This window comes from Clostridium ljungdahlii, assembly GCF_001636845.1.
Lineage (GTDB): Bacteria > Bacillota > Clostridia > Clostridiales > Clostridiaceae > Clostridium_B > Clostridium_B ljungdahlii_A.
Map to the genome: position 1 here is coordinate 160,909 of NZ_LITT01000062.1, position 12,239 is coordinate 173,147.

The following is a 12,239-nucleotide window of genomic DNA, read 5'->3' on the forward strand; positions in this document are numbered from 1 at the left end:
TCACAATTATTAAATATAAAAAGGTTAAATTAATATGAGTATTATTGGATGACCACATGGAATGGTAGAAAGTAGTTATAAATTAAAGATATAGAAGGTGTGGGATAAAATGAACGCAGTTTTGACAGTAATGCCAATTATACTTATTAGGTATGGGCTTTTAAGTATAGTAAACAAAGAAGCACTTAAACGTGCGGGTTTATTTGCTCCAGTAATCGGAAGAGAAAAAGTAACATATTGGGTTTATCAAATTTCAACTACAATTATTTTACTATATTTGCTATTACTTAAAATCAGGGCAGATTCTGAGTGGTTTTATATAGGTCTAGTAATCTATAGTTTAGGGATTATTTTATATGGGGTATCTATAATAAATTATGCTAAGCCTAAAATGAGTGGAATAAATTTAAATGGGTTATATCGAGTATCCCGAAATCCTATGTACATTGCATATTTCATTTCTTTCTTAGGATGTGTATTTCTAACTCAATCATGGATATTGCTTGTGCTATTGATATGTTTTCAAATATCAGCGCATTGGATTATTCTTTCAGAAGAAAGATGGTGTATTAAGGAATTTGGAGAAGAATATTTAAAATATATGAATAGAGTAAGACGTTATATTTGATAGGTATAATATAATTTTATTTGACCCATAATTCACATTCTTTATTTTATACGAAATAAATATAGATAAAAAATGGAGCTATACCCAACATAGCTCCATTTATGATCCCTGACCATTATATAACTTATCTGATACAACATCAGCAGATTTCTCTATATATGTATACTGTATGTGTAATTATTTATACAAAAGATCCTATAAATTCATCCATTTATCTATTCGTCTATCTTAAATTTCACTAAGAATTTAGTGATTTCTGAACTGCTTTCCACATATATTCTTCCATTGTTTTTTTCGACTAATTGTTTGATAATATACAGTCCAAAACCATGATCACTTTTTTTGCTGGTTTTCGTAGAAAAGCCCTTATCAAAAATCTTTTTTCTCATGTCTTCTGGAATGACATCCCCATTGTCAGCTACTTCAATACAAAAATCTTCATGCTCTCTAAAAGTGCTGACAGCTATCTCTTTATCATCAGTGTATAACTTAGATTGAAACGCTTCAAATGCATTGTCTACCAAGTTGCTTATTATACTTATTAATTCATCCTGTTTGACTTTTATCAAATCAAATGGTTCGTCAATCATTACTTCAAAATCTATGTCATTTTTCACAGCATAGTTGTTTTTGATAGATAATAATCCATCTATGTAATCATTTCCTGTATTGAGATATTTAAAAGAAGACTGCATGGTATCTGAAATTTTCAACACATAATCATTTATTCTTTCAACAGTATTTGGTTTGTTTAATAAACATAATCCCTGTATAACGTTTATGTGGTTGGCAAAATCGTGCTTTTCTTGCCTTATTATACTAATTATTTCCTCCATATTTTTAATTTGGCTTTCTTGAACTTTATACTTGGCATTTATATTTACGAGGGCCTGTTCTTCTTTTAAGTTTTTAAATTTTGTTATTAAAAATATAAAATAAATAATAAAAATAATAAAATTATAGATTTGTATATTTTTTATACTGAAAATACCATAGTTGATACAAAATACAAATAAGGTAAACGCACCTAATTCAAATATTAAATTAGCAAAAATAGCACCTTCTTTTTCAAACAATCTAAGTTTGATAAAATATGAATTAAACTTAAAAATCATTGTTACAATAAATATTTGAAGTAAAATAGAAATTATTGTAGCAATCAATATGTATGTATTATTTAAAAAAATTTGATTTAAATTTACATTAAATATAATCATTTCAATAATTTCAATAAAAGTTTCCGTAGTTAAAGTTATTGTAGCAAATAAGCAAACTATAACTGTAGAATCAAAAATCTTTATTTTTGTAATACAAGCAAGTAATAAAATATAAAAAATTAAAAGAAAAAGTGTATGATAAATCTTTGAAATGTAAAATGTACTTAAATAAGTTATAAAGACAAACAATATGCAAAATAGTTCTGTTTTAATTTTGTTATGAATTATAAATTTTTTTTTATTATGTAATGCTTCAAAAATACTTAAAAGGAGAAATGCTTCTATAATATCTATTAATATTTCTTGTATAACATTATTCATATAAATATCCCACCTATAATTAGTTTTTTACAAATGCTGTAAAGCAAAGACAAAATAAATTGCTTTACAACATTTGTAAAAAACTAATTACTATTTAAGGAGTTCATCGGGGCACTTTGGCTGATGAAAGCCCATAAAACAGGTTGGAACTATAACTATTCCAGCTAAAAACAAAGATAAGTAACCTACAACTTTCATGCTTTTCTTTAAGACACTCTCTTTTAAATTTTTCATTTTTCTTATACCTCCTATAAATGTTTTAATTTATAAGTTCTACAAAATATTAGATTATCCTTCTACATTTTGCAAAAAAATAAAATTTAAAAATTAAGTTTTATTTTTTTTGTGGTTTTCAGAAAAGTTTAATAAATTAAGTTTATAATAAGAGAGAATTAGCTTGTCCAGTTCTTGACTTACAGATAATATTTCTTCATCAGTAAATTCACCTGAATCTAACATATTATACAGCCTATTTCTTACTTTTTCTAACAATGTGTTCATTAATTATACATCCTTACTAATTTATTACTAATTTTCAACAACTTAGATATTATACTATAAAAATAAAAATTACACAAACCAATTTTTATATTTAAAATATATCTATTTTAAGTCAAATAATTAAGGAGAAAAAATAAAATAATCTCCTTATATATTATAGATATAAAAATGGAGCTATAATTAAATATAGCTCCGTTTACGATTTCTATCCATTATATAACATGTCTGCTACAACATAAGCATCTTGTCCCATATACGTACATTACATGTCCAAATTCTATATATAATACTACTTTGTTTTATTGTTACTCAAAGCTATTCCTAAAGCAGCGCCAATTGATATTCCTAAAGCAAGATTATTGAATAATATTCCAAATGAAATACCCAAACTTATTCCAATAGCTAAATAATCATAACTTTTTTTACTTCCTTTTTTATTCTGTTCCATAACCAAACTCCTTTCTCAATAAATCAGTTGTCCTATTTATTAAATTTATATTCAACTAATTTCTCGTTAACTCCGAAATATGATGCAATTTGGCCTTTACACATATTTTCTAAAGAATATTTAATGTCTTTTTCGTCAATTAAAAGTTCAGCTGCAAACTTGTTTGCTTCATTTTCAATTTCGTTCAATTTAGAGTTTATTACTATATAGTTGTTTGTTATTAGACTAATATAAAACCCCTTAGTATTTTCCCCTATATCTTCATACCTTTTTTCTTTTTCCTGCCAATGCCAGCTAAATTGTTTCACAATATTCTTGTATTAAGCCTAGATTTCATATGTGCAAAAGTTGGGTTAATTATATTTTAGCAGCATTGTTTAAAGATAAAAAGGATGGTTATAATTTATATATGTAAATAATAATGAAAAGAGGAAAATAAAGTGTTTCCTGTAGAATTAAAGAATATAAATATAGAAGACATTTCTATAGAAATAGATGTAATAAAGAAAATACCTGAAGAAATAGCCAGGGATAATTGTTTAATAGCTTTAAAAGCGGAAGAAAATAAATTATTTATAGCCGTAGATAAAGTACCCAATTTTACTCTAATTGAGGAACTAAAATTTATATTGGGAAAAGAACTTAAATTTTTTAGGACTAGTAGGGAAGTTATATTTAAGTTGATAAATAAGTACTACTGCAAACAAAATTTAGACCATGCACTAAAGGACATAAAGTTAAAGGAGAGTATTCCAGAATTAATTGCTAATCCACTTCAAGATGAATACAAGTTTCAAGGCTCTCCAGTTATAAAGGCAGCTAATTACATAATTGACAAGGCTATAGATGAAAGAGCCAGTGATTTGCATATAGAACCATTTGAAAATAGTGTTACCATAAGAATGAGGGTAGATGGAATTATGAGGGAGTATATTAAAATACCAAAGTCTATCTATCCTCTTTTGTGCACTAGGATAAAGATAATGGCAGAGCTTGACATATCAGAAAGGAGGATATCCCAAGATGGGAAGATAAAATATGTTAAACAAAATCTAAACTATGACTTAAGGGTATCTACCCTTCCTACTATATATGGTGAAAAAATAGTTTTAAGAATTTTATATAGAGATGAAAACATAAAAAACATGGCTACATTAGGATTTTCAAAAGAAAGTGAAGATAAAATAAAAAGAATGCTATGTTGCGATCACGGACTTCTTCTAGCCGTGGGGCCAACTGGTTCCGGGAAATCAACCACGCTTTATTCCCTATTAAATAATATAAACAGGTATGAAAAAAATATAGTTAGCATAGAAGATCCTGTGGAATATACATTAGAAGGTATAAACCAAGTAAATGTAAATACCAAGATAGGGTTTAATTTTGCAGAAGGATTGAGAAGTATTCTGAGGCAAGATCCAGATGTAATAATGGTAGGCGAAATAAGAGATGAGGAAACAGCTCATATAGCAATAAGGGCAGCAGTAACAGGACACTTGGTTTTAAGTACGCTGCATACTAATAATCCTCTTGAATCTGTCATAAGACTTCAAGATATGGGAGTACCAGAATATTTTATAGAAGATGCTCTGGTAGGTGTAATATGCCAGAGACTGGTTAGAAAAATATGCACTCATTGTAAAAGCAGGTATTTACCTTCACTTCAAGAGGTTAAAGAACTAAATTTATCTTCTGATTGCTATTTATATAGAGGAAAAGGATGTTCCAAATGCAGTCATACAGGATATAAGGGAAGAACAGTAGTATACCAGATAGTTAGCAGGGAAGATATTAGAAGACAGTATAGAAAAAATGATAAAATTGATTTTAAGGATGGTATAAAAAAATCAAATACGATTTCATTGAGACAAAAATGTATAGAGCTTATTAAATCAGGAATTACAACTTATGAAGAACTATTAAGGCTAAACTTATTTGATTGCGATATTAAGGTTAGGTGATGGAATATAATAAAATACTGGGCAATTGATACAAAAGGTAAAAAAATTAAAGGTAAATGTGAAGATTCAGCATTCACAAGATTAAAATATACTTTAAGGAAAAAGGAATATTTTATATATCAGACTATTTCTTTAGAAAGTTATAAAAAAATTTTTTTAAAAAATCCAGGACCAATGGATATAAGTGTACTATGCAGTCAATTGAGTGTTATGCTGGGTGCTGGAATAAACATATCAGGAGCACTTGATAATTTGGAAACTCAGTGTAATAAAAATTCATTAAGATTAGCATTAAAATCTATAAAAGAAGATGTAATTAAAGGGGAAAGTATACACAGTAGTATGACAAAGTTTAAAAATATATTTCCTGATTTTATGATTGAAATGATAAGAGTGGGCGAGACTAGTGGAAAACTAGATGAGGTATTGGTAAAGTTATCTGAATATTACGAAAAGAAAAACAACGTGATTTCCACCATAAAAGCTTCCCTTATATATCCAGTAGTGACTTTGATAACTTCTATATGCATTGTAATGTTTTTGATGATTAAAATAATACCACAATTTACAGATATTATACAGTCAAATGGAGGAAGAATACCAACTTTGACCAGAGTGGTAATGTACATATGCCAGTTTTTAAAGTTGCACTATTTGCAAGGAATTGTAATTACAATTTTAATTCTATTGTTGGGCTATAAATTTAGTAAAAGCAGTAAGGGAAGAAAAATTAGAGAAAGTATAAGGTTTAAAATGCCTTATTTTAACAAGATATATAATAAAATGTTTGTTTTTAAAATATGCTCAGCTATGACTGTACTTAGTGAATCAGGAGTTAATATTTTGAAGTCTTTAGAAATAACTAAGAATTTGATTGGAAGTGAGATTATGTCCGAAAAATTAGAAGATTCAATAAAACATATAGAGCAAGGAGAAAGTATGAGTGATGCCTTAAATAAGGCGAAAATAAATGATAAATTATTTATATCCTTGATTGCTACAGGAGAAGAGACAGGAAAAATGGATTTGATGTTTGCTAAATTGGAAAAATTGTTTGGCAGTGAATTGGATAGATATTTTGAAAAAGCAACCAAAGTTATAGAACCAATGATAATAATCATTCTCTCCCTATTTGTTGGAATATTTATTATATCTGCACTTATGCCTATTTTTACTATAATGGATTCTGCTCTATAAATTAAAAAGAAAGTTGGGGTATAAATTATGAAGGTACATAAAAAGAAAAAAGGATTTACACTTATAGAACTCATGCTCGTGGTTGCTATAATATTAGTTCTTCTAGGATTTTTGGTTCCTAAATTTTCTGGATACCAAAGTAAGGTAAGAACTGCTAAAGCTATAAATACGGCTAAACAGCTAGAAACAGCGGCTATGGCTAGTTATGGAAATAGTGATGGAAAATTTGATACAGCTGATGTGCAGGAATGTTTATCAAAGCTTACTTCTGCAGAAAACCCACAAGTTTCAGCTGGAGACAGTGATCAATTTATAACTATAAGCTATAAAAGTGATGATAAAGATTATACTTTAGAAATAAATGCTCAGGAAAGTTCCTATAAAGTTAAAAATGGAGATAAGCAGATATTTCCTAAATGAGAAAATTTATAATTTAATATTTAATTGTAAAAACTGTTGAATGAGGAAAATAATTTTATGGCTGATAAAATAAAAAAAAGAGGATTTACTGTTATAGAACTTCTTCTGGTACTCAGCATATTTTCAATACTTTTAAGTTTTAGTCTGGTTAACTTGGGTACTTTTAGTAGCCTTAAGAATAAGATAGATGTTGATCTTACTAATAACAATATTGTAGATTTTATAAATAGATCTAAAACCTATTGTAGGGATAAGAAAGAAGAAGGAGGATACATTTATTTTGATACAAAAAACAATGAAATAACTTTTAATGTAGAATTGGGCGAAATATTTAAATTAAAGTTACCAGAAGGATTTGTATTAAACCGTGTAAGGGAGGACAACAGAATAAAAATAGATAACATGGGAATTACAGAGGATGCCTGCAGTATAAAATTTAAAGACAGGAAGGGAGAAATGCATTGCATTACTATGTGCGTGGGAACAGCTTACGTAGATATAAAGTATTAATTTGTGAACTAAAAAACTTTGTGGTAAAGATATTATCTCATAGAAAAAGGATACTGGTTAAAAGAGGATTCACATTAATTGAAGTGTTGTGCAGCATAACTATTTTCTCGGTATTATTTATGATGGCACTGTTTATTCAGGTAGATGCACTTAAAGTAAAAACATATAATGAAGAAATGAATAATTGTACTTTAGTTATGGAATATGTGAAAAATAGTATTATGTATAACTGCAGTTATGATAGTTTATTGAATTTAAGGATGAAGGAAAGAACATATATAGACTGCAGCAATTTAAAGTTTCAACATATTAAGAACATAAATGTAACCACTTTGTTTTCAAATGAAAAACCTTTAAAAGAACCTTACATAATTTTAAAGGTGACGGGTGAAAAAGTGCTAAAGGTAAATTTACAGCTTCATGCTAAAATGTATGGAAATATAAAGGTTGAGGAATGTGATTTTTATAAAGGAAATTATAAAAAGTAGATTAGATGTAAAAAAAGGATTTACAATTATAGAAATGCTTATGGTCATAGCTTTGATAGCGGCAATAACTACCACACAAATAATTGTTATATCGAAATATATGAGATTGCACAGGGAAGAAATAAATTATAGTAGGGAAAATTTTTATGTAAATGAAGCTTTTATAATAATTGAATATCAAATAAAAGCTGCAAAATACATAGATATAAAAAACAATATGATAATTTTAAGGAGATATGATGATAAAGGGTATGATTATATAAAAAAGGACAAAAAGTCTAGTATCATAATTTCTTATGGCAGTCCTGATTCTTCTACTGTAAATAATGTGTTAAAAAATGTTGAGAACTTTTATGTGGAAAGGCAGGGAAAAGTGTTCTACATATCTATAAATACAAAGAAAGGTAACTTGTATAGAAGATGTTTTGCTATGGAAAGAGAAAAGTTAAAAAAGGATTCATATTGATATATGTGCTTTTTATAGGGTGTATGTGTATTTTAATTTCTCTTGGATGCTACAGCATGGAAATGCACATTAGATCAAACAATTTAAATAGCCATAAAAAGTCTATTCAAGTGGATGTAACTGAAAAATACAGAGAATACCTCTTTACTGAGTTAAATGAGTATATAAGTAAAAATCCATGTTGTGATGATAATGGAATAAAGCAGTATATATCTTCTTTAGATAATTTTAAAATATATTTTGAAGAATGTTATATTTTCTATGACAAGAATATGGATTGCTTTAAAGTGGAATATATTTTTAATGGTGAATTTTACAAAGAAGAAACTTATGAGTATGAGGTTAAAAATAAAGATATATTGTATAGCTGCATAGACTATTCTTTTAAGAAAGGTGGCTTGGAAAAGTGAATGAAAAAGCTATTTTAGAAATTAATAATAAAAATATAACATATAAAGGAATGGCGAAAAAACATTCTATATTTAATTTATTAAAGAAAAATAAAGTGGATGAGAATGTTATTCCTGTAAGTAAAATTGAGAACATAAGAATTAATCTAAAAAATAAGAGATTGTTCATATTAGTACATGGAGAAGAGATATATGTAACTGTTATGAAATTACCTAAATTGAAAAGTAAACTCTTATACAAGGTCATAAGAGATGAATTAAAAAATAAATTTAAAAATCTAGATAATATAATGTTTTCTTATGAAATAGTTCAATCTAGCAAACACAATGTAGAAGTAATGGTTTCTTGTATGAATTGGAATAACATGGATATAGCAAAGACTTGTAGTGACAGCGGTGCTGATATTAAACAAATAGTGCCAATTCAGTTTTATATGTGGTCAAAGTATAAAAGCAAGATAAAAGATGAAAATTACATATTCATTTTAAATATGAATGATATTATATATTTCATGGCTTGTTATAGAGATAAGATTATATTGAATAATGTATACAAGGATATATTTAAAGATAATTTTTCAGAAATTTTAGAACAATTTAGATTCAAATTAAATATTTTAATGCCCAATTTTAACTTTGCCACTATAATCTTTGCGAATTTTATTTACAAAGATATAATACAAAGTCTTTCTACAAATTATAAATGTAGAGACTTAGGGGATTTAAGATAGTTTATTTTAGTTGTTGTCATAGGGTGTTATGAAATTAAAATAATGAAATTAAGAGGTAGCCTGATATATGAAAAATTTATATTTTTTACCCCAATGGTGTATAGAAAAGGGAGAAACTAAAAAGAATAAAAGTCTTAAGTTACTTATTTTGATTATTTTAATAGTAAACATAATATTTTTAGATATATTTATAATAAATAGAAATCAATTAAATGATGTAGAAACTAGGTTGAAAGAACATAGTTCTGTAAAAAAGTTATCACATGATAAAAGCAGTACTTTTGAAAATTATTTGGATTTTTATAATTACATATATTTAGGAAGGAACTTTAAAAATGTAAATATAGAAAATAAAAGTCTAGATTTAGATTTTGAGGGAAATGAAAAAGAATGTTTTTTGCTAATTAGAGATGCAGAAAAATCAAATAAGTTTATAATTAGAAGTTTTAAGCTCATGGGAAACGATGAAGGAGGAAAGAAGGTATGGAAAATAAATCTAAAATTGAAATGAAAATGTTTTAAAGGTGGAATATTAATAATGAATATGGTAAATAATATATATAGAATTATTATAATATTTTTAGTGTGCAGTTGTACTGTACTTTTAATAAAAAATTATAATGTGCTCAAAAGAATACATAGTGAAAATGTTAAGCTTCAATTTGTAGAAAAAAACTTAAAAAATCAAACAAAAGATAAGGAACAGGTGAGTTATACTGATATTTTGAGAAAACTAAACTGTATAGAAGGTATGCAGGTAATTAATGTTGCAAACAATAATGATGGGAAGCTAACCGTACAGTTTGAAGTAATAGGAGATCAAGCTGAAATCAAAAGTATGCTAGAAAAAGTTAAAAAAATCAAATATTTTAGTAACATAGATAATATTAAAATTGAACAGGATAAATTTCAAGGTATAAAAACGAAAGCAGATGTAAATTTTATCCGATGACTACCTGATCTAATGCCAAGAGCTCTGTTTATAAAGAACTCAACTTTCACAGTTTAAAAAAATTGCGACACAACTTTTTAGAGGACAATTGACAGAGGACATAGGACAGTGAAGGTAAGTTTTCTTCCTTATGTCAGAAAACTAATTTATTTTTTTAAGATTGTTTTGCTAAAGCAAAACATCGCTTAAGTAGGTATCTAAAATCTATGATTTTCAAATAATTACTTACTAAAAGAGTACCTATGAAAAACAAAAGAACATAAGTTTCTTTTAAATTGAAGATTTTTCGTAGCATAGCGGAGAAAAATCATCCTTCACTGTCCTTTGTCAATTGTCCTCTGTCCTCTCAAAAAAAATTACGTCGTAATTTTTTTATATTAAGTCAAAGTTTCATATTGTGGATTGAAGCAGGCAAAACATTAATATTTGCAAATAATCATAAGTTTTGATAAAATAACATTGTTCACTATGATGATAGAATAATATTATTTTAAATTTTATTTATTAAAATAACGATTTTATCATTTAAATTATTAGCTAAATTTGATTCCAAATTTAGCAGGGAGTAATCTGCCATAAATTAAAGTAATTATAAAGATATTATGCCCTGCTAAAATTTAGGGGGGTAATTTAAATGTTTAAAAAAAGAATTGAAAAATTGAGAGAGGCTATGGATAGTCAACAGTTAGATGCTGTTTTGTTAGTTGGAGATCCTAATAGAAATTATTTAAGTGGATTTACAGGAGATGAAAGTTTTTCACTTATAACTTTAGACAAAGCATTTTTTATAACTGATTCCAGATTTACTGAACAGGCTAAACAGCAAGTTAAGGATTATGAAGTTTTAGAATATGGTAAAAGCGGTTCTTTTGTAAAATTTTTATCGGACTTGATAGGCAAATTTAAAGTACATAGGCTTGGATTTGAGGAAAATATAGTTTCTTACAGCCAGTATGAGCTTTACCATAGTAATTTAGCTTGTGAACTTGTACCAATGGATGGAATGGTGGAAAAAATAAGAATCGTGAAAGATAGAGAAGAAATAAATTCAATAAAAAATGCTGCAAAAATTGCGGATAAAGCTTTTGACCACATGGTGAAATTCATAAGCGCTGGTATGACAGAGAGAGAAGTTGGATTAGAGCTGGAATTTTATATGAAAAAGCTAGGAGCTAAGGATTTATCTTTTCCATCTATAGTTGCTTCTGGAGAGAGATCAAGTCTGCCACATGGTCAGGCTACAGCAAAAGTTATAAAAAAAGGAGAATTTTTAACTTTGGATTTTGGTTGCATTTATGAAGAATATTGTTCTGATATGACAAGAACAGTTGTTATAGGCGAACCATCACAGAAAATGCTGGAGATATACAATATAGTATTAGAAGCCGAAGAACTTGCCTTAAAGGAATATAAACCAGAAATGCCAGCATCAAAAGTAGATGCAGTTGCTAGAGATTATATAACTAGTAAAGGATATGGCCAGTGTTTTGGACATAGTTTGGGTCATGGAGTAGGAAGAGAAATTCATGAGGCTCCTGTAATTGGCTATAGAAATAAATCTAAATTAAAATCAGGAATGGTAGTAAGTGATGAGCCAGGTATATATATACCTGATTTTGGTGGAGTAAGAATAGAGGATTTGGTAATGGTAACTGAAAATGGAGGAGAGACCTTATCTAGATCACCTAAGAATTTAATATGTATAGATTAAGTCCATAGTAATTATTTTAATTAGATAAGATATTATTTTATATAATATTAAATATATAAAAGAAAGTTCTATGAAAAATTAGATAAAAATCAAAACTAGGTCGAATAAGAATAAGAAAGGGGTTAAAACCGTTAAGCCAACACTGCTTTTAAAAGTGTTGAAATATAGGGTTAGTTATATCCGAATTTACGTCCTTGGAGTGTGTGACCAAGCGAAAGTAGCTTATAGCGAAATCGGGCACTATGAATGGGAAAGTAAGCTTAAAATCTTAGACAAAT

The 12,239-nt window shown here is 27.4% G+C and carries 17 protein-coding genes; 12 read left to right on the top strand and 5 right to left on the bottom strand.

What is annotated here, in order from left to right; genetic code table 11:
• The first annotated feature begins 109 nt into the window (after window positions 1-109).
• A complete protein-coding gene (locus WY13_RS17565; protein WP_063556873.1) occupies window positions 110-628 on the top strand; it encodes a methyltransferase family protein in 519 nt (172 codons plus the stop codon).
• A 215-nt stretch (window positions 629-843) separates the two neighbouring features.
• Here WY13_RS17565 and WY13_RS17570 read toward each other — a convergent pair whose 3' ends face one another.
• From WY13_RS17570 to WY13_RS17575, 5 genes are all read right to left on the bottom strand, one after another.
• Window positions 844-2,166 (bottom strand): sensor histidine kinase, encoded by a 1,323-nt coding sequence (locus WY13_RS17570; RefSeq protein WP_063556874.1) that lies wholly within the window; start codon window positions 2,164-2,166, stop codon window positions 844-846.
• Between the two features lie 90 nt (window positions 2,167-2,256).
• On the bottom strand, window positions 2,257-2,400 hold the full coding sequence (locus WY13_RS20725) for a cyclic lactone autoinducer peptide (protein ID WP_082848557.1): 144 nt from the start codon (window positions 2,398-2,400) through the stop codon (window positions 2,257-2,259).
• A 93-nt stretch (window positions 2,401-2,493) separates the two neighbouring features.
• Window positions 2,494-2,667 carry an aspartyl-phosphate phosphatase Spo0E family protein gene (locus tag WY13_RS20730; protein WP_082848558.1) on the bottom strand — a complete coding sequence of 58 codons (174 nt, stop codon included), beginning with the start codon at window positions 2,665-2,667 and terminating at the stop codon, window positions 2,494-2,496.
• Between the two features lie 289 nt (window positions 2,668-2,956).
• Window positions 2,957-3,115 carry a hypothetical protein gene (locus WY13_RS21400; protein ID WP_192845053.1) on the bottom strand — a complete coding sequence of 53 codons (159 nt, stop codon included), beginning with the start codon at window positions 3,113-3,115 and terminating at the stop codon, window positions 2,957-2,959.
• A gap of 32 nt (window positions 3,116-3,147) precedes the next feature.
• The gene (locus tag WY13_RS17575; protein ID WP_063556875.1) at window positions 3,148-3,423 is read right to left on the bottom strand and encodes an ImmA/IrrE family metallo-endopeptidase; all 276 of its coding nucleotides are present in this window, start codon (window positions 3,421-3,423) and stop codon (window positions 3,148-3,150) included.
• Between the two features lie 132 nt (window positions 3,424-3,555).
• Here WY13_RS17575 and WY13_RS17580 point away from each other — a divergent pair, with 132 nt between their 5' ends.
• The 11 genes from WY13_RS17580 to WY13_RS17630 all read left to right on the top strand — a co-directional run bounded on the left by WY13_RS17580 (window position 3,556) and on the right by WY13_RS17630 (window position 11,961).
• Window positions 3,556-5,076 (top strand): GspE/PulE family protein, encoded by a 1,521-nt coding sequence (locus WY13_RS17580; RefSeq protein ID WP_063556876.1) that lies wholly within the window; start codon window positions 3,556-3,558, stop codon window positions 5,074-5,076.
• Between the two features lie 174 nt (window positions 5,077-5,250).
• Entirely contained in the window at window positions 5,251-6,273 is a 1,023-nt protein-coding gene (locus WY13_RS17585; protein WP_082848560.1) for a type II secretion system F family protein, read from the top strand.
• Window positions 6,274-6,300: 27 nt separating this feature from the next.
• Window positions 6,301-6,693, top strand: coding sequence for a type II secretion system protein (locus WY13_RS17590; protein WP_063556877.1), 393 nt, complete (start codon window positions 6,301-6,303; stop codon window positions 6,691-6,693).
• 57 nt (window positions 6,694-6,750) lie between these two features.
• Entirely contained in the window at window positions 6,751-7,203 is a 453-nt protein-coding gene (locus WY13_RS17595) for a type II secretion system protein (protein WP_063556878.1), read from the top strand.
• Between the two features lie 20 nt (window positions 7,204-7,223).
• Entirely contained in the window at window positions 7,224-7,691 is a 468-nt protein-coding gene (locus WY13_RS17600) for a type II secretion system protein (RefSeq protein WP_063556978.1), read from the top strand.
• Window positions 7,660-8,157 carry a competence type IV pilus minor pilin ComGF gene (locus WY13_RS17605; protein ID WP_082848561.1) on the top strand — a complete coding sequence of 166 codons (498 nt, stop codon included), beginning with the start codon at window positions 7,660-7,662 and terminating at the stop codon, window positions 8,155-8,157. Before WY13_RS17600 ends, WY13_RS17605 begins: the two co-directional genes overlap by 32 nt.
• A 56-nt stretch (window positions 8,158-8,213) precedes the next feature.
• Window positions 8,214-8,567 (top strand): hypothetical protein, encoded by a 354-nt coding sequence (locus WY13_RS17610; protein WP_242866542.1) that lies wholly within the window; start codon window positions 8,214-8,216, stop codon window positions 8,565-8,567.
• A complete protein-coding gene (locus WY13_RS17615) occupies window positions 8,564-9,298 on the top strand; it encodes a hypothetical protein (RefSeq protein WP_063556880.1) in 735 nt (244 codons plus the stop codon). Before WY13_RS17610 ends, WY13_RS17615 begins: the two co-directional genes overlap by 4 nt.
• A 67-nt stretch (window positions 9,299-9,365) precedes the next feature.
• Window positions 9,366-9,809, top strand: coding sequence for a hypothetical protein (locus tag WY13_RS17620; protein WP_063556881.1), 444 nt, complete (start codon window positions 9,366-9,368; stop codon window positions 9,807-9,809).
• Window positions 9,810-9,836: 27 nt separating this feature from the next.
• Window positions 9,837-10,250, top strand: coding sequence for a hypothetical protein (locus WY13_RS17625; protein ID WP_063556882.1), 414 nt, complete (start codon window positions 9,837-9,839; stop codon window positions 10,248-10,250).
• Window positions 10,251-10,884: 634 nt separating this feature from the next.
• Complete coding sequence (locus WY13_RS17630) at window positions 10,885-11,961, top strand: M24 family metallopeptidase (RefSeq protein ID WP_063556883.1); 1,077 nt, start codon at window positions 10,885-10,887, stop codon at window positions 11,959-11,961.
• The last annotated feature ends 278 nt before the right edge of the window (window positions 11,962-12,239 follow it).

Coding starts and splice junctions, on each gene's coding strand:
- WY13_RS17565 (WP_063556873.1), top strand. CDS start 110: ATGAACGCAGTTTTGACAGTAATGCCAATTATACTTATTAGGTATGGG.
- WY13_RS17570 (WP_063556874.1), bottom strand. CDS start 2,166: ATGAATAATGTTATACAAGAAATATTAATAGATATTATAGAAGCATTT.
- WY13_RS20725 (WP_082848557.1), bottom strand. CDS start 2,400: ATGAAAAATTTAAAAGAGAGTGTCTTAAAGAAAAGCATGAAAGTTGTA.
- WY13_RS20730 (WP_082848558.1), bottom strand. CDS start 2,667: ATGAACACATTGTTAGAAAAAGTAAGAAATAGGCTGTATAATATGTTA.
- WY13_RS21400 (WP_192845053.1), bottom strand. CDS start 3,115: ATGGAACAGAATAAAAAAGGAAGTAAAAAAAGTTATGATTATTTAGCT.
- WY13_RS17585 (WP_082848560.1), top strand. CDS start 5,251: ATGGATATAAGTGTACTATGCAGTCAATTGAGTGTTATGCTGGGTGCT.
- WY13_RS17590 (WP_063556877.1), top strand. CDS start 6,301: ATGAAGGTACATAAAAAGAAAAAAGGATTTACACTTATAGAACTCATG.
- WY13_RS17595 (WP_063556878.1), top strand. CDS start 6,751: ATGGCTGATAAAATAAAAAAAAGAGGATTTACTGTTATAGAACTTCTT.
- WY13_RS17610 (WP_242866542.1), top strand. CDS start 8,214: ATGGAAATGCACATTAGATCAAACAATTTAAATAGCCATAAAAAGTCT.
- WY13_RS17620 (WP_063556881.1), top strand. CDS start 9,366: ATGAAAAATTTATATTTTTTACCCCAATGGTGTATAGAAAAGGGAGAA.
- WY13_RS17625 (WP_063556882.1), top strand. CDS start 9,837: ATGAATATGGTAAATAATATATATAGAATTATTATAATATTTTTAGTG.
- WY13_RS17630 (WP_063556883.1), top strand. CDS start 10,885: ATGTTTAAAAAAAGAATTGAAAAATTGAGAGAGGCTATGGATAGTCAA.